The organism is Neptuniibacter sp. 1_MG-2023, from assembly GCF_030547185.1.
In the GTDB taxonomy this organism is placed as follows: Bacteria; Pseudomonadota; Gammaproteobacteria; order Pseudomonadales; family Balneatricaceae; genus Neptuniibacter.
The window spans coordinates 25,131-46,943 of sequence record NZ_JAUOQR010000003.1; the positions used below are offsets into that span (position 1 = coordinate 25,131).

Annotated in this window: 24 protein-coding genes; 19 read left to right on the top strand and 5 right to left on the bottom strand. The window is 44.9% G+C overall.

Annotation, left to right across the window (positions count from 1 at the left end; translation table 11 throughout):
* Position 1: 1 nt before the first annotated feature.
* From Q4492_RS04655 to rfbD, 6 genes are all read left to right on the top strand, one after another.
* Positions 2–940 (top strand): branched-chain amino acid ABC transporter permease, encoded by a 939-nt coding sequence (locus tag Q4492_RS04655; RefSeq protein WP_303416094.1) that lies wholly within the window; start codon positions 2–4, stop codon positions 938–940.
* Positions 937–1,719 carry an ABC transporter ATP-binding protein gene (locus tag Q4492_RS04660; protein ID WP_303416095.1) on the top strand — a complete coding sequence of 261 codons (783 nt, stop codon included), beginning with the start codon at positions 937–939 and terminating at the stop codon, positions 1,717–1,719. Before Q4492_RS04655 ends, Q4492_RS04660 begins: the two co-directional genes overlap by 4 nt.
* A complete protein-coding gene (locus Q4492_RS04665) occupies positions 1,712–2,374 on the top strand; it encodes an ATP-binding cassette domain-containing protein (protein ID WP_303416096.1) in 663 nt (220 codons plus the stop codon). The genes Q4492_RS04660 and Q4492_RS04665 overlap by 8 nt, the downstream gene beginning before the upstream one ends.
* A complete protein-coding gene (locus tag Q4492_RS04670; RefSeq protein ID WP_303416098.1) occupies positions 2,374–3,534 on the top strand; it encodes an iron-containing alcohol dehydrogenase in 1,161 nt (386 codons plus the stop codon). The genes Q4492_RS04665 and Q4492_RS04670 overlap by 1 nt, the downstream gene beginning before the upstream one ends.
* A 157-nt stretch (positions 3,535–3,691) precedes the next feature.
* Positions 3,692–5,146, top strand: a complete 1,455-nt coding sequence (locus Q4492_RS04675) for an NAD-dependent succinate-semialdehyde dehydrogenase (RefSeq protein ID WP_303416099.1) — start codon at positions 3,692–3,694, stop codon at positions 5,144–5,146.
* A 533-nt stretch (positions 5,147–5,679) separates the two neighbouring features.
* On the top strand, positions 5,680–6,597 hold the full coding sequence (rfbD, locus tag Q4492_RS04680; protein WP_303416101.1) for a dTDP-4-dehydrorhamnose reductase: 918 nt from the start codon (positions 5,680–5,682) through the stop codon (positions 6,595–6,597).
* A 5-nt stretch (positions 6,598–6,602) separates the two neighbouring features.
* Here rfbD and Q4492_RS04685 read toward each other — a convergent pair whose 3' ends face one another.
* Positions 6,603–6,980 carry a SirB2 family protein gene (locus tag Q4492_RS04685; protein WP_303416104.1) on the bottom strand — a complete coding sequence of 126 codons (378 nt, stop codon included), beginning with the start codon at positions 6,978–6,980 and terminating at the stop codon, positions 6,603–6,605.
* Positions 6,981–7,142: 162 nt separating this feature from the next.
* On the opposite strand from Q4492_RS04685, the gene moaA reads away from it, so the two are divergent.
* From moaA to Q4492_RS04720, 7 genes are all read left to right on the top strand, one after another.
* Complete coding sequence (gene moaA, locus Q4492_RS04690) at positions 7,143–8,144, top strand: GTP 3',8-cyclase MoaA (protein ID WP_303416105.1); 1,002 nt, start codon at positions 7,143–7,145, stop codon at positions 8,142–8,144.
* 44 nt (positions 8,145–8,188) lie between these two features.
* Entirely contained in the window at positions 8,189–8,725 is a 537-nt protein-coding gene (gene moaB, locus Q4492_RS04695) for a molybdenum cofactor biosynthesis protein B (RefSeq protein ID WP_303416106.1), read from the top strand.
* 11 nt (positions 8,726–8,736) lie between these two features.
* Positions 8,737–9,954: a gephyrin-like molybdotransferase Glp gene (gene glp / locus Q4492_RS04700; RefSeq protein ID WP_303416108.1), complete on the top strand. Its 1,218-nt coding sequence runs from the start codon at positions 8,737–8,739 to the stop codon at positions 9,952–9,954.
* 88 nt (positions 9,955–10,042) lie between these two features.
* Positions 10,043–11,152, top strand: coding sequence for a 1-acyl-sn-glycerol-3-phosphate acyltransferase (locus tag Q4492_RS04705; RefSeq protein ID WP_303416111.1), 1,110 nt, complete (start codon positions 10,043–10,045; stop codon positions 11,150–11,152).
* Positions 11,153–11,154: 2 nt separating this feature from the next.
* Positions 11,155–11,634, top strand: a complete 480-nt coding sequence (gene moaC / locus Q4492_RS04710) for a cyclic pyranopterin monophosphate synthase MoaC (protein WP_303416113.1) — start codon at positions 11,155–11,157, stop codon at positions 11,632–11,634.
* A gap of 2 nt (positions 11,635–11,636) precedes the next feature.
* Positions 11,637–11,888 (top strand): molybdopterin converting factor subunit 1, encoded by a 252-nt coding sequence (moaD, locus tag Q4492_RS04715; RefSeq protein WP_303416114.1) that lies wholly within the window; start codon positions 11,637–11,639, stop codon positions 11,886–11,888.
* A 1-nt stretch (position 11,889) separates the two neighbouring features.
* Positions 11,890–12,630 (top strand): 1-acyl-sn-glycerol-3-phosphate acyltransferase, encoded by a 741-nt coding sequence (locus tag Q4492_RS04720; RefSeq protein ID WP_303416115.1) that lies wholly within the window; start codon positions 11,890–11,892, stop codon positions 12,628–12,630.
* A gap of 67 nt (positions 12,631–12,697) precedes the next feature.
* Here Q4492_RS04720 and fabB read toward each other — a convergent pair whose 3' ends face one another.
* Both fabB and fabA read right to left on the bottom strand, forming a co-directional pair.
* A complete protein-coding gene (fabB, locus tag Q4492_RS04725) occupies positions 12,698–13,915 on the bottom strand; it encodes a beta-ketoacyl-ACP synthase I (protein WP_303416116.1) in 1,218 nt (405 codons plus the stop codon).
* Positions 13,916–14,043: 128 nt separating this feature from the next.
* On the bottom strand, positions 14,044–14,559 hold the full coding sequence (gene fabA / locus Q4492_RS04730) for a 3-hydroxyacyl-[acyl-carrier-protein] dehydratase FabA (RefSeq protein WP_067862790.1): 516 nt from the start codon (positions 14,557–14,559) through the stop codon (positions 14,044–14,046).
* A 128-nt stretch (positions 14,560–14,687) separates the two neighbouring features.
* On the opposite strand from fabA, the gene Q4492_RS04735 reads away from it, so the two are divergent.
* Positions 14,688–15,326, top strand: a complete 639-nt coding sequence (locus tag Q4492_RS04735; RefSeq protein WP_303416117.1) for a thiopurine S-methyltransferase — start codon at positions 14,688–14,690, stop codon at positions 15,324–15,326.
* On the opposite strand, the gene ispB is transcribed toward Q4492_RS04735, so the two are convergent.
* Complete coding sequence (gene ispB, locus Q4492_RS04740; RefSeq protein ID WP_303416118.1) at positions 15,323–16,291, bottom strand: octaprenyl diphosphate synthase; 969 nt, start codon at positions 16,289–16,291, stop codon at positions 15,323–15,325. The genes Q4492_RS04735 and ispB overlap by 4 nt on opposite strands.
* Before the next feature lie 289 nt (positions 16,292–16,580).
* On the opposite strand from ispB, the gene rplU reads away from it, so the two are divergent.
* From rplU to proB, 4 genes are all read left to right on the top strand, one after another.
* The gene (gene rplU, locus Q4492_RS04745; RefSeq protein ID WP_067862785.1) at positions 16,581–16,892 is read left to right on the top strand and encodes a 50S ribosomal protein L21; all 312 of its coding nucleotides are present in this window, start codon (positions 16,581–16,583) and stop codon (positions 16,890–16,892) included.
* Between the two features lie 26 nt (positions 16,893–16,918).
* Entirely contained in the window at positions 16,919–17,176 is a 258-nt protein-coding gene (gene rpmA / locus Q4492_RS04750; RefSeq protein WP_303416119.1) for a 50S ribosomal protein L27, read from the top strand.
* Positions 17,177–17,331: 155 nt separating this feature from the next.
* The gene (gene cgtA, locus Q4492_RS04755; RefSeq protein ID WP_303416121.1) at positions 17,332–18,531 is read left to right on the top strand and encodes an Obg family GTPase CgtA; all 1,200 of its coding nucleotides are present in this window, start codon (positions 17,332–17,334) and stop codon (positions 18,529–18,531) included.
* A gap of 55 nt (positions 18,532–18,586) precedes the next feature.
* Positions 18,587–19,711 carry a glutamate 5-kinase gene (gene proB / locus Q4492_RS04760; RefSeq protein WP_303416122.1) on the top strand — a complete coding sequence of 375 codons (1,125 nt, stop codon included), beginning with the start codon at positions 18,587–18,589 and terminating at the stop codon, positions 19,709–19,711.
* Positions 19,712–19,769: 58 nt separating this feature from the next.
* Here the strand turns inward: proB and rpsT are convergent, their stop codons facing one another.
* Positions 19,770–20,033, bottom strand: a complete 264-nt coding sequence (gene rpsT, locus Q4492_RS04765; RefSeq protein WP_067862774.1) for a 30S ribosomal protein S20 — start codon at positions 20,031–20,033, stop codon at positions 19,770–19,772.
* Positions 20,034–20,209: 176 nt separating this feature from the next.
* Between rpsT and murJ the strand changes: the two genes are divergently transcribed.
* Positions 20,210–21,787, top strand: coding sequence for a murein biosynthesis integral membrane protein MurJ (murJ, locus tag Q4492_RS04770; RefSeq protein WP_303416124.1), 1,578 nt, complete (start codon positions 20,210–20,212; stop codon positions 21,785–21,787).
* The last annotated feature ends 26 nt before the right edge of the window (positions 21,788–21,813 follow it).

The following is a 21,813-nucleotide window of genomic DNA, read 5'->3' on the forward strand; positions in this document are numbered from 1 at the left end:
CATGAAATATGCAACGACGATGATCATAGGGGCAGGTATCGCGTTATTAGCGGCTGGCCTCTTTATGCCGGGATGGTTAACATTTTTATTGACCTTAGCATTCGCTAAAGGGCTCGTTGTGATGGGACTACTGCTGCTGATGCGTGCAGGGCTTGTCTCATTTGGTCAAGGTCTTTACTACTGCCTAGGTGCCTATTGTGTTGGTATCGCTGGCGACTATTTTGAAACCCAAAATGCATTGCTGCTGATCTTACTGGCTGTGGTGGTTTGTGTCGCTTTAGCGGCGATTATTGGGCTGCTTCTATGCCGTTACAGGGATATATTCTTCGCCATGTTCTCGATGGCTTTCTCGATGATCCTTTACGGTGTACTGGTTAAAAGCTCTGCCTTTGGTTCATCCGATGGTTTTAATGTTAAGCCACCTTTGTTGTTCGGTTGGACGCCTACAGGTGAAAGCGGCCCCTTCCTTGCCTACGGTTTAGCTGTAGTTGCGCTTGTTGGGGTGGGTATCTTTGTGTGGCGCTATCTTCGATCCCCAATGGGTTATGCCGGTGAGGCGGTTCGAGAGAATGAAATTCGTGTCGAATATCTAGGTGCTTCAGTGCGTAGAATTATCTATACGAAATATCTATTAGCCGCTGCAATGGCTGGACTTGGTGGTGGTATTACGGCGCTAGCGGCCGGTCACATTGATCCTGAAATGGCGTATTGGACGACCTCCGGTGAGTTTGTCTTTATTGCCTTGATGGGTGGCGTTGGTCATGCTGCGGGTCCCGTTATTGGCGCGGTGCTATTTGAGTTGTTGCGAACTTATGCATTCCAAATATCCCCTTACACATGGCAGATGATTTTAGGTATAGCGTTACTGGTCATCATTCTCTATCTACCTAAAGGTGTTTGGTCTCTGGTCGAGCGCGTAACGAAAGGTAAGCCATTATGAGTGCTTTATTAGAAACACGTTCATTGGCTCGTAATTTTGGTGCTGTTACGGCGGCGGCTGATATCGATGTCACGATTAATGCGGGTGAAATTGTTGGTGTCATTGGCTCAAATGGCGCGGGTAAAACAACCTTTATCAATATGGTAACTGGCTATCTTGCACCCAGTAGCGGTGAGATCTTATTTAAAGGTAAAAGTATTGTTGGGAAAAACCCCCGGCAGGTTATGCGAGCAGGTATCTGCCGTTCATTTCAGGTCGCACAACTATTTCCTGAATTGACGGTACTAGATAATGTCCTGATCGCTTACGGCATCATGAAGCACAAGATTTTACCGTTGATGAGCCCCTTAGCAACAAAAGCCAATATTCAGCAGGCTGAACAGCTGTTGGAAGAGTATGGCATTACCAGCTATATGGCTGAAACGGTTGTGACCTTGCCTCAGGGTGTTAGGAAGTTACTTGATATTGCTTTAGCGATGTTGCGTAAACCTGAAATCTTGCTACTTGATGAGCCGACTTCAGGTGTGGCCATTGATGATAAGTTTGAGTTGATGGATACCGTGATGCGTGCTGTACGTAAGTCAGGGGCGGCTGTGTTGTTCGTTGAACATGATATGGAAGTGATTGCGCGTTATTCAACCCGCCTTATTGCTTTTTATGATGGTCGAGTATTAGCCGATGGTGCAGTAAGTGAAGTCATGAATGATGAAAAAGTAAAAGAGCTTGTTACGGGCCACCACCTAGATATCGATTACGAACAGGAGGTGCAACATGCTTAAGTTGTCATCGATTAATACAAATATTGCCGGTACGCCCATATTGCGTGATGTTAATCTGGCCATTGAGCCGGGTGTTCTTGTGGGTCTGATTGGCCGCAATGGTGCAGGTAAAACGACACTGATGCGGACCGTAATGGGCTTGCTTGCGCCTGAGTCGGGCAGTATTACGATCCACGGTCAAGATATGACGACGTTAGCGCCTCACTTCAGATCACAGGCGAAAGTGGGCTATATGCCTGAAGACCGACAGCTCGTACCAACGCTAACGGTAGAGGAAAATATTCTTATACCAGCTTGGGCTAATACGCTACCAGGCGCTGAAGCGCGTTTGGCTTGGGTTTATGAGTTGATGCCAGAAGTAGAAGCATTTGCAGACCGAAAAGCACTGCAGTTGTCCGGTGGCCAGCAAAAATTGGTAGCTCTTGCTAGGGCGTTGATGACGGGTAGTCACTTATTACTATTAGATGAGCCTTTTGAAGGTGTAGCGCCGGCCTTATCCCGTCGATTGGCGAGTGTTTTACATACCTTAAAAGATGAAGGTCTAACGGTATTACTGTCTGAATCGGATTATAGCCACTCGGCTGATTTGGTCGATAAAATTTACACTATAGAGCGTGGCGCAGTATCTGCACAGAAGCAGGTAGGAGAAGAGTAATGACTGATTTTGTTTTTAATTTTCCTAAGCAACTGATTTGTAAACCAGGTGCAGCAAAAGAGCTGGGTGAGATTTGCCTGCGTACTATAGGTCAGCGGGTGATGCTGGTTACTGACCAAGGGATTGTTAATGCAGGTTTGCTAGCACCTATATTGGACACACTTAAAGCTGCAGGTGTTGAAGCTTTAGTTTTTGATCAGGTTCTAGCGGATCCAGCGGAACAGATTGTACTAGCCGCAACTCAGCAAGCTATAGATGCGGGTGTTGAGGGTGTGATCGGTTTAGGTGGTGGTTCCTCGATGGACGTTGCTAAGCTTGTTGCATTACTAGCAAAAGGCGAAGAATCATTAGCTGATATTTATGGGGTTAATATGGTGAAAGGTCAGCGCCTTCCACTGATTCAGATCCCTACGACGGCTGGTACTGGTTCTGAAGTGACTGCTGTATCCATCATTACGGTTGGGGAAGGGGAGAAAAAAGGGGTTGTCTCCTCTCAATTACTACCTGATCTGGCTCTGTTGGATGCTGAATTGACCTTAGGCTTACCGGCGATGGTGACTGCTACAACTGGTGTTGATGCGATGGTGCATGCTATTGAAGCTTATACCTCTGCAAGCCCTAACCATAATTTGATTTCTGATGCGTCCGCCAAAGAGGCCTTACTGCTCTTAGGTGCTAACATTGAGTCGGCGGTTCATGATGGTACGGATCTTCAAGTACGCTCAAATATGTTATTGGGATCAATGCTAGCTGGGCAAGCGTTTGCTAATTCCCCAGTGGCTGCTGTTCATGCATTGGCTTATCCATTGGGTGGTATCTATCATCTGCCTCATGGTTTAACCAATGCGCTAGTGTTACCGCATGTGATGCGTTTTAACCAGTCTGAGTGTGCTGAGCAATATGCTGAGTTAGCGCCGTTGGTTTTTCCTCAGTTAGCAGAAATTGCTGATGTTGTAGAGCGAAGCAATGCATTCATCGAAGCGCTAGATAAGCTAAACCGCTCCCTCGGAATATTACCGCAACTACGTGATTACGATATCGAAGAGTCGGCAATACCTACTTTAGCCCTGGATGCGATGAAGCAGACTCGTTTATTAGTCAATAATCCACGTGAAGTTAGCCTTGAGGATGCAACAGCTATCTATCAAGCGGCGTGGTGATAGCTCATTTTGATATGAAATTGGAGTGCTTTGGGGGGTAAAAACTTCGCCTTAAAGACAGTTTATTCATGTCTATATTGATAGAGCCAACTAAATGCCAGTAACCTTGTTCGTGTTAGGTTCAAGGTTACAGAAAATTGCCGTATGAGGCCTTTAAATGCAATTAAATAATCCTACTTTATTACAACAGCAGTCCTTTATTGATGGGCAGTGGTGCGATGCAAGTAACGGCGATGTTTTTGTCGTTAAGAATCCAGCGACAGGGGACGTTCTTGCAGAAGTCGCGGACTTAGGTGCTGATGATACTCGTCGTGCGATTACCGCTGCTGAAGCGGCTCGTTCCGATTGGAGTGCTTATACCGGTAAAGAGCGTAGCGCGTTGCTACGTCGATGGTTTGATCTGATTATTGAAGCGCAAGATGATCTTGCTGTTTTGATGACGTCAGAGCAAGGCAAACCGGTTAATGAAGCACGTGGTGAAGTGCTGTATGGCGCATCGTTTGTTGAATGGTTTGCCGAAGAAGCGAAGCGTGTCTATGGGGATATTATTCCGCCACATGGTCGTGATAAGCGTCTGCTAGTACTTAAGCAGCCGATTGGTGTTGCTGCAGCCATCACGCCGTGGAACTTCCCTATAGCGATGATTACTCGTAAAGTGGCTCCGGCCCTAGCGGCGGGCTGTCCGGTAGTCATTAAACCATCGGAGCTTACACCTTTGTCAGCGCTGGCACTTGCTCAGCTTGCACTCGAAGCGGGATTCCCTAAAGGGGTGTTTAATGTTGTTACATCCACGAATGCACCGGAAGTTGGCAAAGTACTATGTGCGGACTCTCGTGTACGTAAGCTATCGTTTACCGGCTCTACACCTGTAGGTAAGTTATTAGCGGAGCAGTGCGCTAGCAATGTTAAGAAGGTTTCGTTGGAGTTGGGAGGTAATGCACCTTTTATTGTCTTTGATGATGCTGACTTAGATGCAGCGATTAGCGGAGTGATTGCTTCAAAATTCCGTAATGCGGGGCAGACTTGTGTTTGTACTAATCGGATCTTTGTTCATGAAGCGGTTTACGACACTTTTGCTGAGAAATTAAAGACAGCGGTACAAGCGCTTGCGGTAGGTAATGGATTTGATGAAGGTGTCGCAATAGGCCCACTTATTGATGACCGTGCGTTGAATAAAGTTGAAAGCCTAGTTAATGATGCGTTGGATAATGGCGCAACATTGCTGAGTGGTGGTGAACGCTTTACGACTGTAATAAACGGCTATCGCCCAACGATTTTAAGTAACGTTGATAATAATATGCGTATTGCTCAGGAAGAGATCTTTGGCCCAGTGGCGACTTTGATCCCATTTACTGAAGAGCAAGATGTAGTACAGATGGCTAATGACACGCCATTTGGGTTGGCTGCGTATTTCTATTCGCGAGATATAGGACGTGTTTGGCGCGTATCGGAAGCTTTAGAGTACGGTATGGTTGGGATTAATGAGGGTATTATTTCAACAGAAGTAGCGCCATTTGGCGGTATCAAAGAGTCGGGTTTAGGTCGCGAAGGTTCTAAATACGGTATCGATGATTATGTTGAGATTAAGTACCTTTGTATGGGTATTAGCTGATTTGTAGTTTAGGCTTTCTTCAGTGCTATATTGCCCCTTAATAGGGGCTTTTTTATTCCGCCATAAAAATTGATTACGGTCTTTATATAGCATCTGTAAAACAGGTAGATTATGGAGACAAAAGCTTATTAGGGTGGAATGTTATAGCCGAAGATAAACTCTGTATCGGGCTACAGGTAAGAGTGTATATCGGTGGCTATCTTTTTAGTGAAGGTGAGTCGTGAAGTAATGAGATATTGCACTGTTTACTTCGTTGCTTTCATTAATTGTTTTCCATAAACTCGAAGCTCATAAATCAGTTTTAGATTGAATGCCTCGCATTGCGAGGTTTTCTGTTTCTAGGGGCTGTTACTGTAAATATATAAGATCTTTTAATTACTTATTGATCAATGTGGAAAGTTTCGCTGGCTTAATAGGCGGATTAAGGTATATCTTTTAATTATTCCCTCGTTACCTTGAGGAATAGCTTTTTTGTCGTCAATTTACAGTGCAGCAGTACTTACCTAACAAGTGTGTATTGTCGAAATAAACGAATGGATCTGGAATTACTTCTTAAACCTGTCAAAATTTTAATCACCGGTGCTAAAGGGCAAGTTGGTACGGGTTTAACTCGCTTGGGGGAAACGGATTCATTTTTTGAAATTATTGCGCTAGATAAGTCCGCTTTAGATATCACCAACGAAGAGCAGATCAGAGATCAGCTGGCACATTATCTACCTGATTACGTTATTAATTGTGCTGCATTCGATCATGTGGATGAAGCAGAGCATAAAGCTGATTTATGTTATGCGGTTAATGCAAAAGGTGTAGAGAAATTAGCCTTGGCCTGTGGTGACATTTCCATTCCGATGTTTCACCTCTCAACTGATTATGTGTTTGATGGTCATTATGCGAGTGGTTATACAGAAGATGATGAGGTTGCCCCGCTAGGTATCTATGGTGATAGTAAGTGGCAAGGTGAAGAGCTTTTGCGTCAAGTATTGCCAAAGCATCTTATTTTACGAGTGAGCTGGTTGTTTAGTGAGCAAGGTAATAACTTTGTACTAAGAACCTTAGATGCGGCTAGAACACAGGATGCCCTCGAGGCGGTAAGTGATCGTCGGGGCTGCCCAACATCAGCGTCTGATGTCGCTAGAGTTATTTTGGCTATGCTGAAACAAGTTCATAGTGGAGCCGAGGCTTGGGGCACTTATCACTACTGTGGTGCAGAGATCACAAACCGTTATGACTTTTGCAAAGAAATTTTGATCGCTGCGGGTAGCTATGAGAATTTCAAAGTTGAAACGCTAGTGCCGATCTCAAGTAAAGATTATGTAACTGAAGCTCAAAGGCCTAATACGTCAGTGTTGACTTGTAAAAAGCTTTTGAGCGTTTTTGGTATACGGCAACGCCCATGGCGACAAGAGTTGAAATGGCTGATGCGTATTATCTACAGTTCATCAAAACCTTAGAGCTTTTAGCTCCAAGGTATTGCTGAATGTGTAAAGGCGACAGTTAGTATATACGCAAATGTCGCAACAGCAGCAAAGAAAGCCCCCAGTTTGATAAGTGGTGTTTTCCCTCTTTTTAATGCGATTGTGCCTAAAACTATATATAAGACTAGAGCGAGTAATTTTGCGGTTAGCCAGTGATCTACAAAGGGATACTGTTGTAGTAAAACGGCTAGCGTTATTGCACTAATAAGCAACACAGAGTCAATAATATGTGGTGCAACTTTTACCCAACGTTTTTCCATCATTTTAGGTTTCAGAAAAACCCAAAAAGCTCTTAATAGAAAAAAACTGATGCTTAATACTATGGCTGTTAGGTGTATATGCTTTATTGCTATGTACATAATGGTGTTTATCTTCTCTGTAGTGTTTTATATATCAAGGTTAATAAACCTTTCTAGCTAAGATAGCGATTTAAACAAATCAGCGTTATTCACAGCTTGCTTAGATTCTATGTTATTTTAGGCCTCTAAAATAAAGCTTTATACTGCGTATGCAAGAGATTCATGCCTAATACTTCAAAACACACTACTCTCGTCGATCGTTTTGGACGCACTGTTGATTATATCCGCTTATCGGTTACCGATAGGTGTGATTTTCGGTGCGTGTATTGTATGGCTGAGAATATGACATTTTTACCCCATGCTCAGGTTTTATCTTTAGAAGAGATTGAGCAAGTTGCCGCAGCTTTTGTCGGTTTAGGTGTAAAGAAAATTCGCCTGACAGGAGGTGAACCGCTTGTACGTAGGGATGTTATAAAACTGATTCGTGGGGTTGGGCAGCTCGATGCGGAGTTATCCATCACCACTAATGGTTCGCAATTACTGGATATGGCAGCCGACCTGAAAAATGCAGGTGTGAATCGCTTAAATATTAGTATTGATAGCCTTAGAGCTGACCGCTTTAAAGAGATGACCCGTACCGGCAAGTTAGCTCAAGTATTGGCGGGCATTGATGCTGCTGTAAAGATTGGTTTCGACCGTATAAAACTGAATACAGTCGTGATGAAAGGTCGCAATGACGACGAGGTGCTTGATCTTGTTGAATATGCGCGTGACGCTGGAGTTGATATCAGTTTTATTGAAGAGATGCCACTAGGTAATATCTCTGAGCATGATCGCGCCAAAGTGTATTGCTCTAGTGATGAGGTAAGCGCACTTATTAGTGAGCGTTATCAGCTCGATCCAACCTCTGAGCGAACCGCAGGTCCATCCCGTTATTACCGAATGCAAGACTCGGAAAGTCGAGTTGGTTTTATCTCCCCTCATAGTCATAATTTTTGTTCAGAATGTAATCGCGTTAGAGTGACAGTTGAAGGTCGATTGCTGCTTTGTTTAGGTAATGAACACTCAGTTGATCTACGTGAAACCTTACGTCAATACCCAGATGATATAGAGCGTTTGCAGCAGGTTATTGTGAAGGCGATGGATTTAAAACCGGAGAAGCATGAGTTTGATCTGGATGAAGAGCCCCAAATTGTCCGTTTTATGAATATGACGGGCGGTTAGACTGTCCCCTATTTTTAATAATTTAGTTTTAGGATTATTCCCGAATGTCACATACACCTAAAGATGCTGAATTTACACCGCTAAATATAGCGGTACTGACTGTCTCTGATACAAGAACGATTAATACAGATACATCAGGGCAAGCTTTAATTGAACGCTTAGAGAGCGCGGGCCATCAATTGGCAGCACGCCAGATTGTTATTGATGACGTTTATGAGATGCGGGCGATTGCTTCCAAGTGGATCGTAGATCCTGAGATACATGTCATTATTTCAACTGGAGGAACGGGATTCGCTGGACGTGACTCTACACCAGAAGCGATGCAGCCATTATTTGATAAAACGATTGAGGGATTTGGTGAATTATTCCGTCAGATCTCAGCCCAACAAATTGGCACATCTACTATTCAGTCACGGGCATTGGGGGGCTTGGCAAATGGTACAGTTATTTTCTGTCTGCCAGGATCCACTGGTGCTTGTCGGACGGGTTGGGATGATGTTATTTCTGATCAACTGGATAGCCGCCATAGACCCTGTAACTTTGTCACTATGCTCATGAAGCACCGTGCGGATAATCAGTAGGTGGTGAGGGCATGAATAGCTGTGATACACAATCAGGTTTACTACCTATTGGAACCGCATTAGAGCGCTTGGTTGAAAATTCTAAACCTATAGCGGGCATTGAAACTATTACTATCGCGGAAGCATTGGGTCGTGTGCTTGCAGAATCACCTATAGCTTCAGTATCAGTACCACCTGCAGACAATAGTGGTATGGATGGTTATGCACTTAATACGGCAGACCTTACTGATGGCGTTACTCGGCTAGCGATTAGTCAACGGATTCCTGCTGGTTCATCTCCTCAGCCTTTACAGTCGGGAAGCTGTGCTCGTATTTTTACGGGTGCGGAAATACCTGTTGGAGCTGATACCGTTGTGATGCAAGAGAATGTTACGCTCGACGGTGATCTCGCGGTGTTTCCTGAAGGGATCTCTGTTGGGAGTAATATTCGCCGAGAAGGGCAGGATATAAGAACTGGCGATTCTGTTTTGGCTGCAGGTGTTCGTTTACAACCTGCGGATCTCGGTGTTTTAGCCTCAGTGGGTTTAGCCGAAGTTAGTGTTTATAAACGTTTAAAAGTGGCTATTTTGTCCACCGGAGATGAGTTAGTCGAGCCTGGTTTACCTTTAGCTTCAGGGCAAATTTATAACTCTAATCGATATATCCTTACGGGCTTACTGAAAAGCTTAGGTATGGAAGTGATCGATTTAGGCTGTATTGCTGATACACGAGAAGCGACATTAGAAGCACTCGAACGAGCTGCTAATATAGCGGATGCCATTGTAAGTACGGGTGGGGTCTCTGTTGGTGAAGAGGATCATGTTAAAGGCTGTATTGAAGCCTTAGGTGAACTTGATATGTGGAAAATACGTATCAAGCCCGGTAAGCCGGTTGCTTATGGTCGAGTAAAAGACACTCCCTTTATAGGTTTGCCGGGTAATCCTACCTCTACCTTAATTACATTTTGCCTATTAGCTAGACCTTGTCTACTTGGATTGCAGGGAGCGGCTTATCAACCACCTATAGTGCTTTCTGTGCCCTCCGGTTTTGTCCGGAATAGGGCGATTCAACGACAAGAATATCTCCGAGTTCGTTTCGAGGATGGAAAGCTGATCCCGCACGCGAATCAGAGCTCAGGCGCTTTAGCGTCAGCAAGCTGGGCTCACGGTTTAGCGGTTGTACCGCCGAATACACAGGTTCAGATAGGCGATAGTATTGGTTTTATACCTTTCTCGGAATTACTGACTTAGTTTATTGCGGGCATTACTTAATTTTCCTGCAGAGTCGATGGGAAAACTGTAAAATATGCCCTTCATTAAGCGCAGTGCTGAGGAACACATGACAGACCAGCAGGATCCGTATAAAGAGATAAGACCATTTAACGATGCTGAAGTAGCTGATGCCCTCACTCATATATTACATGATGATGAGTTCATCTCAGCGGTTACGCGATACCAGTTTCCTAATCTGTCTAGGCGTTTAGGCTGGTTACTTAAGCCGTTTGTGCGTATTGCCCTTGCCCGTAAAGTGGGTGATGTGGAAAGTATTGCTGATTTTCAGGCGCTGGTGGGTGATTATATGAAAAAGATGATCGCTCGTAGTACGACTAAGCTAACCTGTAGTGGGATCGACCAATTTGATCCCGAAGACTCCTATCTTTTTATCTCTAATCATCGTGATATCGCAATGGATCCAGCGTTTGTTAACTGGGTGCGTTATCAGTATGGAATGGATACTGTACGTATCGCAATAGGCGATAACTTACTCAGTAAGCCTTATGTTTCTGACATTATGCGCCTGAACAAAAGCTTCATTGTTAATCGCTCAGCAACAGGTCGAGAGATGATGAAGGCTTTAACTCAGTTATCCTCTTATATAGATCATAGTATCCAGAGCGGCCACTCTATTTGGTTGGCGCAGAGGGAGGGGCGCGCGAAAGATGGTAACGATACAACTGACCCCGCCATTTTAAAAATGCTTTATATGGCTCACCGTAAAGTGAGAAGTTTCTCTGAACAGGCTAAACGCTTAAATATTATTCCAGTCTCAATCTCTTATGAATATGATCCTTGTGATTCGCTGAAGGCAAATGAGTTATATGCCAAAGAAACGGAAGGAAATTATGAAAAATCTAAGTTTGAAGATATTGAAAGCATAGTGAGAGGAATTACCGGCCACAAAGGACATGTTCATGTGGCGTTTGGGGATCCAATAGAGGGAGACTTTGAAACACCTGAAGCATTAGCTGAAGAGATCGATCGCCAAATTATCTCTAATTATTATTTGCATCCGTCTAATTTGTTAGCGGCGGGCGAAGATTGTGAAGTGACAGAAGAGGCGCGACAAGGGTTGGAGGAGCGATTGAATAATACAGCTAAAGGCGCGGAAGATATTTTGCGAAAAATGTACGCTAACCCCGTGTTTAATCAAAGAAAAATCCAGGAGTAAACATGAGCAAGCTGAGTCATTTGGATGATCAAGGTCATGCAAATATGGTGGACGTCTCGGAAAAACAGGTTACATTCCGTGAAGCTGTCGCTTATGCAGAAATCCAGATGCGTCCAGAGACTTTGGCACTTATTGTTGATAAAGGGCATAAAAAGGGCGATGTGTTAGCTGTTGCACGTATCGCGGGTATTCAGGCGGCGAAAAGAACCAGTGATCTTATACCTCTCTGTCACCCTTTGATGTTGAGTAAAGTTGCTGTGGATTTACAACCTAATTATGAACGTAATTTAGTAGAAATCACTGCAACTTGTAAGCTGTCAGGGCAAACTGGTGTTGAGATGGAGGCACTAACTGCTGCTTCGGTTGCGGGTTTGACGATCTATGATATGTGCAAGGCTGTTGATAAAGAGATGGTTATTGGCTCTGTAAAAGTGCTTGCAAAGTCGGGTGGTAAAAGCGGTGATTGGAAGGTAGAGAAGTAGAAATGATAAAAATTCTATACTTTGCTAGTTTGCGAGAACGTTTAGGTATTGAGCAAGAGCTGTTAGAGCTACCTACGGAGGCTACAGTTGCCGGCGTAATTGATAGGTTGGTGGACCGACATGGCGATCAATGGAAAAAAATACTAAAAGATGATCAGGTTTTGACTGCGGTTAATTTAGAGATGTGTAATCTTCAGCAGTCTGTCTCAGATAATGATGAGGTGGCCTTTTTTCCACCGGTAACGGGGGGCTAAAATGTCAGAAAAGAAACCGAGTGTATTGCAGTATATACGAGCCTTTTTCTATTATTTAGGCTTTTATCCGCTAACGATTATTCATTCCTCGTTGAGTCTGATTGTTAGTCCAGTGCTTAACTTTCAGCAGCGCTTTAAATTTATTACCTTAATTAACTACTTTTATATCTTTTGGTTGAGAATTTGCTGCGGTGTAGATGTAAAAATAACAGGCCGTGAGCACTTACCTAAAGATGGAGCTTATGTTGCTGTAGCTAATCATTCTAGTGAATGGGAAACCCTGTTTTTACAAACATTTGTACGACCTCAGTGTGCAGTTCTAAAGAAAGAGCTCCTGAGCATACCCTTTTTTGGTTGGGCACTCGGGTTGCTAAAGCCTATCGCGATTGATCGTAAACAACGTAGAGGCGCGCTTAAACAGCTGCTTACTGAAGGTAAATCCCGCCTAGAAGAAGGTATTCCCGTTGTAATCTTTCCGCAGGGAACACGAGTTCCAGTAGGGAAAATGGGAAAATTTAATAAAGGTGGCGCTATGCTGGCCTTAAGTGCAGGGGTTCCTGTCGTACCTATAATCCATAATGCCGGTATTTACTGGCCAGGCAAAAGTTTCACTAAAACCCCTGGGGTTGTACAGGTGCATGTAGGCGAGCCTATTCCTGTTGAAGGGCGTACAGTTGATGAAGTGCATGCTGATGTAGTGGAGTGGCTTGAAAAGCATATGAAAGAGTTGGGTTTGGTTTAATCGATATGCTCGTTGTTACGCATAAAAAAACCGCCATGTAGGCGGTTTTTTTATGCTTGATATGGAATTAACTATCAAGTTTTTCAAATACTAATGTAGCGTTAGTGCCGCCGAAGCCGAAGCTGTTAGACATAACTCGCTTAAGGTCAACATTATCCTGTTTCTCAACAGCAATAGGTAGGCCTTTTGCTTCATCATCTAGTTCGTCAATGTTGGCGGATGCAGCGATAAAGTTATTTTCTTGCATAAGCAGAGAATAGATCGCTTCTTGAACGCCCGCTGCACCTAGAGAATGGCCTGAAAGTGATTTAGTTGAAGTGACTGTTGGCATGTTGCTGCCAAAGGCTTCTTTCATCGCTTTAAGCTCTTGCATATCGCCCGCTGGCGTTGAAGTACCATGCGCATTGATGTAATCAATGTCGCCATCAACTGTAGCCATCGCTTGCTTCATGCAGCGTGCAGCACCTTCACCTGAAGGAGCAACCATATCGTAGCCGTCAGATGTTGCGCCGTAGCCAACAATCTCAGCGTAGATTTTAGCGCCACGGGCTTTGGCATGCTCTAGCTCTTCAACAACAAGAACGCCGGCACCGCCAGAGATAACAAACCCATCGCGGTTTGCATCGTACGCGCGTGATGCTTTTTCAGGTGTTTCATTGTATTTGCTAGATAGAGCACCCATTGCGTCAAACATTGCTGTTTGTACCCAATGTAGTTCTTCACCACCGCCAGCAAAAACCATATCTTGTTTGCCTAGTTGGATCTGCTCTACGGCATTTCCTATACAGTGAGCGCTTGTTGCGCATGCAGAGGTAATTGAGTAGTTAACGCCTTTAATTTTAAAAGGTGTTGCTAGGCAAGCGGAAACGGTTGAACCCATTGTGCGAGTAACACGGTAAGGGCCGACACGCTTAACGCCTTTAGTGCGGGTAATATCTGCTGTTTCTACAATGTTGTCAGCGGATGCACCACCAGAACCTACAATTAAACCTGTACGTTCATTGGAAACTTGATCTTCGCTTAGGTTTGCATCAGCTATAGCTTCTTGCATAGCAATGTAGGTATATGCTGCGGCATCACCCATAAAGCGTAGCAGTTTGCGATCGATTTTATCAGTGAAATCGATATCGATGCTGCCGGCTACTTGGCTACGGAAACCGCGCTCTTTGTAATCTTCCTGGAACTTGATGCCAGAACGACCCTGCTGCAGTGATTCCAGAACAGTTTCTTTGTCTGTACCCAGACAAGAAACAATTCCCATACCGGTAACAACAACGCGACGCATATGCTTCTCTCTCTTATTCTAAATTGAGGTACTTATTTTCCGTGAATCGGTAGCGTTTGGCTAGCGGATTTATTAAAAAACTCGACGAAAAATAGGAGAAGACCCTTATATTTAAGGGTCTATTCTGATCAGAAATTGTCAGTAGAGGTGAATAGACCTACCCGCAGATTTTGTGCGGTGTAGATTTCACGGCCATCAACTGACATGCTGCCGTCAGCAATACCCATAACCAACTTACGCTCAATAACACGTTTCAGTTGGATGCGATAAGTAACTTTTTTCGCTGTTGGTAGTACTTGGCCGAAGAATTTTACTTCACCTGAACCTAGTGCTCGACCGCGACCTGGGTTGCCTTTCCAGCCAAGGAAGAAGCCAACGATCTGCCACATCGCATCAAGGCCTAGACAGCCGGGCATAACCGGATCTTCTTCAAAATGACAGCCGAAGAACCAAAGGTCAGGGTTTATATCCAGTTCAGCGATAATTTCGCCTTTGCCGAATTCTCCACCATCTTCGGTGATTTCCAGGATGCGATCCATCATTAGCATGTTGCCAACAGGAAGGCGTGCATTACCTGGTCCAAACATCTCGCCGTGGCCGCAAGAAAGCAGTTCGTCGCGATTAAAAGAGGAAGGTCTTGTCATTAGCTTCTGTTTATCCGGAAGTTTATAGTAAAAATATCGCGTGATTATACAGACTTGATCGGCTTGAGGCACGATCTGTGTCATATTAATTGAGTAAAAAGCTTACGACTTAAGGTGTAAAAGCAGCTATGGATCACGAATTTTGGCATGAGCGCTGGGCTGAGCAGCGTATTGGCTTTCATCAGCCCGAGGTAAATAAATATCTAGAAAAGTTTTTTGAAAGGCTTAATTTGGCCGATTCTGAGCAGGTTTTCGTGCCTTTATGCGGGAAAAGTTTAGATATGCTGTGGTTGCGAGAGCAAAATTGCAGCGTTTTAGGTGTTGAAATCAGTGAGACTGCCTGTGCTAGTTTTTTTTCAGAAAACGGTATTGATATCGAGGCTTGCCCTCAGGGGGATTTTTCAGCGAGAGAAGTGGATAGTATAAAGCTGCTATGTGGTGATTTTTTTAGACTAAGCGCAGATGAATTGGTGAGCGTTTCTGCTGTTTATGATCGGGCAGCTTTAATTGCGTTGCCGAAAGAGATGCGATTGCGCTATGTGCAACGATTGTTGGATATTCTGCCGGCGGGGGTGAAAATCTTATTAATTACTTTGGAGTTTGAGGGTGAGCAAGGCCCGCCTTTCAATGTGCCTGCGAACGAGGTGAATGAGCTTTTTTCTCCTCGATTCCATATAACTCGTTTGTATGAAGAGCGCCCAGCGGATCCTAAGGATGCTGGGCGTACCGAGGTGGTTTGGTTGCTATCCGATAAGATGACTAATTAGCTTTTGCGTTTAACGGCTATATTAGCTAATTGAATGAGTGTTTCCTTAAAGGAACTGCTAGGCAAAGCTGATAAGGCGTCGATTGCGGCGTCTGCTTCAGTTTGGGCTTTTTGTTGGGTGTATTCTATTGCGCCAGTCTCTTTGACTATATCCATAATGGGTTGTAGATCGTCTAGGCCGCCTTTGCGGATGGCTTGGCGTACTAAAAGCCGCTGCTCTTCCGTTCCTGTACGCATAGCATGAATAAGAGGTAGGGTTGCTTTTCCTTCTGCTAGATCATCACCAACATTTTTACCCATCTCTTCTGCTGTGGATAGGTAATCCATGACATCATCAATAAGCTGGAAGGCTATGCCTAAATGGAGCCCATATAAGCGTAATGCTTCACGTTCATCAGTCGTGCTTTCGGCTAGAATGGCACCCGCTTCAGTTGCGGCCTCAAATAGCATGGCGGTTTTTCCGAGAATAACCTGCATATAGGCTTCTTCGGTTGTATCAGGGTTCTTAGTGTTGAGTAACTGTAACACTTCGCCTTCAGCAATTACGTTGGTTGCATTGGAGATAACTGACATGATCTCCATTGAGCCTATATCAACTAGGATTTGGAACGCGCGAGAGTAAAGGAAGTCACCCACTAAAACGCTAGGTGCGTTGCCCCATTTGGCGTTTGCGGTGTCTTTGCCGCGGCGTAAATCAGAATTATCTACAACATCATCATGGAGTAGTGTTGCGGTATGGATAAATTCAATGATCGCGGCCAGAGGTATGTGAGCCGAGCCTTGATAGCCTGCAGCATTTGCGGCTAATAAAACGAGCAGTGGGCGAATTCTTTTTCCGCCGCTTTCGACTATATAGTGGCCAATTTTTTCCACCAACGGCACATTGGAGCCTAAGTGGTTGATAATATAATCATTTACGGCTTCAAATTGTGGTTCAATGGCCGGATTTAGTTGGTGTGGCTGCATAATATTGGCTGCTACTTACTTGGCGAATATTGGAGTTGTAGCGCGAATGCTAGGGGGCGGGCCGGATACTGTCAAGAAATGCGCCTGTAAACCTTAGCTGTATTGATTTGATGATGTTGTGTTTTTGGCGTGAATAGGACTTTACGGTAGATTCCTGCTTGTGTCTGTTTTCTGTTTGAATTATAATCGCGCGCCCTGACCCATCCAAAATGGCTCCCTACCATATGGTGTATCCATTAGAAGTAGGCCTTTTTCATAGTAGCTGGTTGGGCAATAAACGGAGAAAATCATGTACGCAGTAATCGTAAGCGGTGGTAAACAGTACCGTGTCCAGGAAGGTGAAACCCTTAAACTGGAAAAGCTGCCAGTAGATGCAGGATCAAATGTAGATTTTGATCGTGTTCTATTAGTAGGCAATGGCGACGATTTAAAAATCGGCGCGCCTGTTGTAGAAGGTGCTAAAGTGACTGCTGAAGTTGTTCAGCATGGCCGCGCTAAGAAAGTTGAGATCATCAAGTTCAAGCGTCGTAAGCATCACATGAAACGTCAGGGCCACCGTCAGTGGTTTACTGAAGTTAAAATTACTGGCATTTCTGCCTAACTATAACCGATCTGGGAGACAGATAGATGGCTCATAAGAAAGCTGGTGGTTCTACTAAGAACGGTCGCGATTCCGAGTCGAAACGACTTGGTGTCAAGCGTTTCGGCGGACAAGCTGTAATTGCTGGAAACATCCTTATTCGTCAGCGTGGAACTAAATTCCATGCGGGTACGAACGTAGGCTGTGGTAAAGACCACACATTATTTGCGAAAGCAGATGGCGTTGTTAAATTTGAAGTTAAAGGCCCGCAGAAACGCAAATACATCTCTGTTGTAGATGCGTAAGTAAGGTTTTTACTTTTTAAAAAAGCTCCGCTATGGCGGAGCTTTTTTGTTTATGATGTTTTTTTTGTAAAATTTAGGGTATCTACCGCTGAGTCTTGAAAATAAAGGCAGGGCTTAATTGTAGATTATCCTAGTGATAACTTTTGGGAGATAAAATGAAATTTGTCGATGAGGCGGTCATTACGGTGGAAGCCGGTAAGGGCGGCAACGGTTGTATGAGCTTTCGGCGTGAGAAGTATATCCCCCGAGGTGGCCCTGATGGCGGTGATGGCGGTGATGGCGGTTCTATCTTTTTTGAGGCAGATGAGAACTTAAATACGCTAATCGATTTCCGTTTCACCCGGCATTATAGTTCGGATAATGGTAAGAATGGTACAAGCCGAAATTGCACCGGTCCTAAAGGCGAAGACCTTGTTTTAAAGGTTCCTGTAGGTACGACTATTATTGATACGGATACTGAAGAGATCTTAGCTGATATGACCGAGATTGGTCAGCTAGAAAAGGTTGCTCAGGGCGGTTTTCATGGTTTAGGTAATACCCGTTTTAAAAGCAGTGTGAATCGCGCCCCTCGTCAGACAACGAAAGGGTCGATGGGGGAAATTCGTAACCTTAAGTTAGAGCTTAAAGTGTTGGCGGATGTTGGTCTGTTGGGCTTGCCTAATGCGGGTAAGTCTACATTGATTCGTGCGGTTTCTGCGGCTAGGCCTAAAGTGGCGAATTATCCTTTTACCACCTTAGTGCCTAACCTTGGTGTTGTTCGTATTGAGCAGGAGCGTAGCTTTGTTATTGCTGATATTCCGGGCATTATCGAAGGCGCGGCTGAAGGTGCAGGTTTAGGGATTCGTTTCCTTAAGCATCTTGCGCGTAACCGTTTGTTATTGCATCTGGTTGATATGGCGCCTTGGGATGATGTAACGCCCGCGCAGGCGGCAGAAGTGGCGGTGAATGAGTTAACTAAGTTTAGTGCGACTTTGTCAGAGCAGCCCCGTTGGTTGGTGTTAAATAAGCTTGATATGGTGACCGAAGAGGAGCGTGAAGAGCGTTGTCAGGCGGTCATTGATGCCTTAGATTGGAAAGGGCCTGTTTATCGTATATCTGCGTTGAGTAAGCAAGGTACGGACGAGATGATGCGCGACATACAGATGTTCCTTGATAAGCGTCTTGAGGCGATAGAGGAAGATCCAAGCATCATCGAGCAGGAACAAGCTATCCGCGAGAAAGTTGATACTGAGGCACGTGAGCGTGTTGAGCGGATGCGTGCTGAAATGCGAGCGCGTAGGGAAGCAGATAATCTTGATGATGACGACTTTGACGATGATGATTACGATGTTGAAGTTGAATATGTGCGTGAGTAGAAAAACCTAAATGCTCGGTGTTTTTGCGGCTGTAGATAAAAGTCGGGGTGGTTAAGTGTCGTTGGGTAGGGAAAAGCTTAAGCGCAGTAAGCGCTGGGTTGTAAAAATTGGTAGTGCGCTACTAACGAATGATGGTCAAGGCCTTGATCTTGCGGCGATTGCACGCTGGGTTGATCAGATTGCTGCGTTGAAGCGATCGGGTATAGAGGTTGTTTTGGTTTCATCTGGTTCTGTTGCTGAAGGGATGACACGCTTGGGTTGGAGTGATCGGCCGCAGGAGGTGTACAAACTGCAGGCGGCAGCGGCGGTGGGTCAGATGGGGTTAGTGCAGGCCTATGAGACTAATTTTCGGCGTCACGACACTCATACTGCACAAATACTCCTAACCCATGAAGATCATTCAAATCGCAAGCGCTACCTTAATGCGCAGGCTACGTTACGTGCTTTGTTGGGTATGGGGGTTGTTCCGGTTGTTAATGAAAACGATACGGTTGTCACCAAAGAGATTCGTTTTGGTGATAATGATACCTTAGGTGCGTTGGTTGCTAATTTGGTTGAAGCGGATGCGTTGATTCTTTTGACGGATCAGCAGGGCTTATTTACCGCTGATCCGCGTCAGGATCCAACCGCAACATTGATTTCGGAAGCACGTACTGAGGACGACGCATTGGTGGCTATGGCTGGTGATGGCGGAAAGCTGGGTCGTGGTGGTATGGCAACCAAAGTGCGTGCAGCGAAGCTTGCAGCGCGCTCAGGGGCAGTAACAGTCATTGCGAGTGGTCGAGAAGAGAATGTGCTGCTGCGGATACGGGATGCTGAATCTATAGGGACCTTGTTGGTGCCAGAGCAAAGTCCAGTTGTGGCTCGTAAGCAGTGGATCGCAGGCCATCTTCAGGCACGAGGCAATCTTGTGTTAGATGAGGGGGCTGTAAAAGCATTAAAAGAGCGTGGTAAAAGCTTGTTGCCTGCGGGTGTGCGTAGTGTGAGTGGTGATTTCTCTCGTGGAGAGATGGTCATTATTAGTGATGAGCTGGGTAGGATTGTAGCGCGTGGTTTAGTTAACTATGGTTTAGAGGATGCTGAGAAGATTATCGGTAAGCCTAGTCGTGAAATTGAATCGATTTTAGGGTTTATGGGTGAAGAGGAGTTAGTGCATCGCGATAACTTGGTGTTGGCTTAAATTTTAGATATAAAAAAACCGGCATATGCCGGTTTTTTTAATGTTGGGACTGCTTAAATTAAGCGATACCAACGATCTGTTTTACCATGCGGCTCTTAGTGCGGGCGATCTTGTTTTTATGGAAGATGCCTTTGTTTACAGAACCGTCCAAGATAGGCTGTGCAGTTTTAAATGCTGCTTCTGCTGCTGCTTTGTCGCCAGCTTCAATAGCTACTTGAACTTTTTTGATATAGGTACGTACCATGGAACGCAGGCTAGCGTTATGCTGGCGACGCTTCTCTGCCTGGCGAGCACGTTTACGAGATCCTGCGGAATTTGCCACAGTTCGGCTCCTTAAAATTAGTTAGTGTGCAATATATCGGCTTAGCGCCGAAAAATAAGAGGCGAGATTATTCATATTTGTTGGCCCGCTGTCAATAAAACTACAGAAATTTTCTTGTTGAAGCAGTAATATGCCGTTTCTCTTGAGTATAATTCATCGAATAATGGAATTTATCAGTGCAACAGGACAAATCACAGGCCGTCGTTAAGCCGAAAAAAACCGTAGGTTTGCTGCGTTCAAGTGCCATTGTGGGTGTGATGACTATGTTATCACGCATGCTTGGTTTGGCACGTGATGTGGTGGTGGCGAGTTATTTTGGTGCCAGCGGCAGTGCGGATGCTTTTTTTGTTGCCTTCAAAATCCCGAACTTTATGCGCCGCCTTTTTGCCGAAGGGGCATTTTCCCAAGCGTTTGTGCCGGTTTTATCTGAGTATCGTTCGCAGCGGGACCTCCAGTCGGTTCAACAACTTGTGAACTATGTGGCGGGAACGCTGGGTAGTGTTTTGATTGCTATCACGGTACTGGCGGTTGTGGGCGCGCCTATGTTGACTGCGCTGTTTGCTCCAGGCTTTTATGTTGAAGATGGTGGTAAGTTTGAATTGGCGGCGCAGATGTTACGGATTACCTTTCCTTATCTTTTGCTGATCTCCTTAACAGCATTTGCAGGGGCGGTGTTGAATAGTTATGGGCGTTTTGCTATTCCTGCTTTTACGCCGGTGTTGTTGAATATCTCTTTAATCGGCTCGGCTATTTTTTTAAGCCCGCTGTTTGATCCTCCAGTGTTAGCTTTGGCGTGGGGGGTTATGATCGCTGGCTGTGCACAGTTAATTTTTCAATTACCTTTTATGGCTCAGATGCGTTTGCTTCCAAAGCCTCGTTGGGGCTGGAATGATCCGGGTGTTCGTCGAATAATGACTCTTATGGTGCCCGCGCTGTTTGGTGTGTCGGTTACTCAGATTAATCTTTTATTAGATACTGTGCTGGCTTCTTTTTTACAAACCGGTAGTGTCTCGTGGTTGTATTATTCTGATCGATTGGCGGAATTGCCTTTAGGGGTTTTTGGTATCGCTATAGCTACAGTGATTTTGCCGAGCCTTTCTCGACGGCATGCAGGGGACTCTAAAGAGTCCTTTTCCTCTACTTTGAACTGGGCTATGCAGATGGTTATGTTGATCGGTATTCCTGCTGCTGTAGCTCTATTTATTCTTGCTGAACCTATGCTTGTCACGCTGTTTCACTATGGCGCGCTTAGTGATCGTGATGTGATTATGGCTGCTATGAGCTTGCGGGCTTATGCTTGTGGGCTATTAGCTTTTATGCTGATCAAAGTTTTGGCGACAGGTTACTTCTCCCGACAGGATACAAAAACACCCGTAAAAATTGGTATTCAAGCGGCGGTCGTCAATATGATTTTTAATCTGTTGTTGATAGGGCCGTTTGATCATGTGGGCTTGGCTGCTGCAACGGCAGTATCTGCATTTATGAATGCAGGGCTTTTGCTGTATGGATTGATTAAGTCCGGTGTGTTCTCTTGGAGTCCGGGTTGGGGGATGTCTATTATTCGGATGCTTATGGCCAATTTAATGATGGCAATTGTGCTTGTGTGGCTGATGAAGTCTCCATCCCTATGGTTGGAATTGGGGTTGTGGCAGCGAGTTATTGAGATGGGAATCTTGGTAGTAGTTGGTATTGCTGTTTATGTCTTGGTCTTGATTGTTTTTGGTTTAAGGCCTCGGCATTTGAAACATAGTTAGCCTCAACCTTTAGGTTTGTTGAAAAC

Bases quoted from the DNA above. Each gene is read 5' to 3' on its own strand.
- rfbD (WP_303416101.1), top strand. From the start codon at position 5,680: ATGGATCTGGAATTACTTCTTAAACCTGTCAAAATTTTAATCACCGGT.
- moaD (WP_303416114.1), top strand. From the start codon at position 11,637: ATGATAAAAATTCTATACTTTGCTAGTTTGCGAGAACGTTTAGGTATT.
- Q4492_RS04705 (WP_303416111.1), top strand. From the start codon at position 10,043: ATGACAGACCAGCAGGATCCGTATAAAGAGATAAGACCATTTAACGAT.
- Q4492_RS04665 (WP_303416096.1), top strand. From the start codon at position 1,712: ATGCTTAAGTTGTCATCGATTAATACAAATATTGCCGGTACGCCCATA.
- Q4492_RS04655 (WP_303416094.1), top strand. From the start codon at position 2: ATGAAATATGCAACGACGATGATCATAGGGGCAGGTATCGCGTTATTA.
- glp (WP_303416108.1), top strand. From the start codon at position 8,737: ATGAATAGCTGTGATACACAATCAGGTTTACTACCTATTGGAACCGCA.
- Q4492_RS04720 (WP_303416115.1), top strand. From the start codon at position 11,890: ATGTCAGAAAAGAAACCGAGTGTATTGCAGTATATACGAGCCTTTTTC.
- Q4492_RS04660 (WP_303416095.1), top strand. From the start codon at position 937: ATGAGTGCTTTATTAGAAACACGTTCATTGGCTCGTAATTTTGGTGCT.
- fabA (WP_067862790.1), bottom strand. From the start codon at position 14,559: ATGACAAGACCTTCCTCTTTTAATCGCGACGAACTGCTTTCTTGCGGC.
- moaC (WP_303416113.1), top strand. From the start codon at position 11,155: ATGAGCAAGCTGAGTCATTTGGATGATCAAGGTCATGCAAATATGGTG.
- fabB (WP_303416116.1), bottom strand. From the start codon at position 13,915: ATGCGTCGCGTTGTTGTTACCGGTATGGGAATTGTTTCTTGTCTGGGT.
- moaA (WP_303416105.1), top strand. From the start codon at position 7,143: ATGCCTAATACTTCAAAACACACTACTCTCGTCGATCGTTTTGGACGC.
- Q4492_RS04670 (WP_303416098.1), top strand. From the start codon at position 2,374: ATGACTGATTTTGTTTTTAATTTTCCTAAGCAACTGATTTGTAAACCA.
- Q4492_RS04735 (WP_303416117.1), top strand. From the start codon at position 14,688: ATGGATCACGAATTTTGGCATGAGCGCTGGGCTGAGCAGCGTATTGGC.
- rpmA (WP_303416119.1), top strand. From the start codon at position 16,919: ATGGCTCATAAGAAAGCTGGTGGTTCTACTAAGAACGGTCGCGATTCC.
- cgtA (WP_303416121.1), top strand. From the start codon at position 17,332: ATGAAATTTGTCGATGAGGCGGTCATTACGGTGGAAGCCGGTAAGGGC.
- ispB (WP_303416118.1), bottom strand. From the start codon at position 16,291: ATGCAGCCACACCAACTAAATCCGGCCATTGAACCACAATTTGAAGCC.
- Q4492_RS04685 (WP_303416104.1), bottom strand. From the start codon at position 6,980: ATGTACATAGCAATAAAGCATATACACCTAACAGCCATAGTATTAAGC.
- rplU (WP_067862785.1), top strand. From the start codon at position 16,581: ATGTACGCAGTAATCGTAAGCGGTGGTAAACAGTACCGTGTCCAGGAA.
- Q4492_RS04675 (WP_303416099.1), top strand. From the start codon at position 3,692: ATGCAATTAAATAATCCTACTTTATTACAACAGCAGTCCTTTATTGAT.
- moaB (WP_303416106.1), top strand. From the start codon at position 8,189: ATGTCACATACACCTAAAGATGCTGAATTTACACCGCTAAATATAGCG.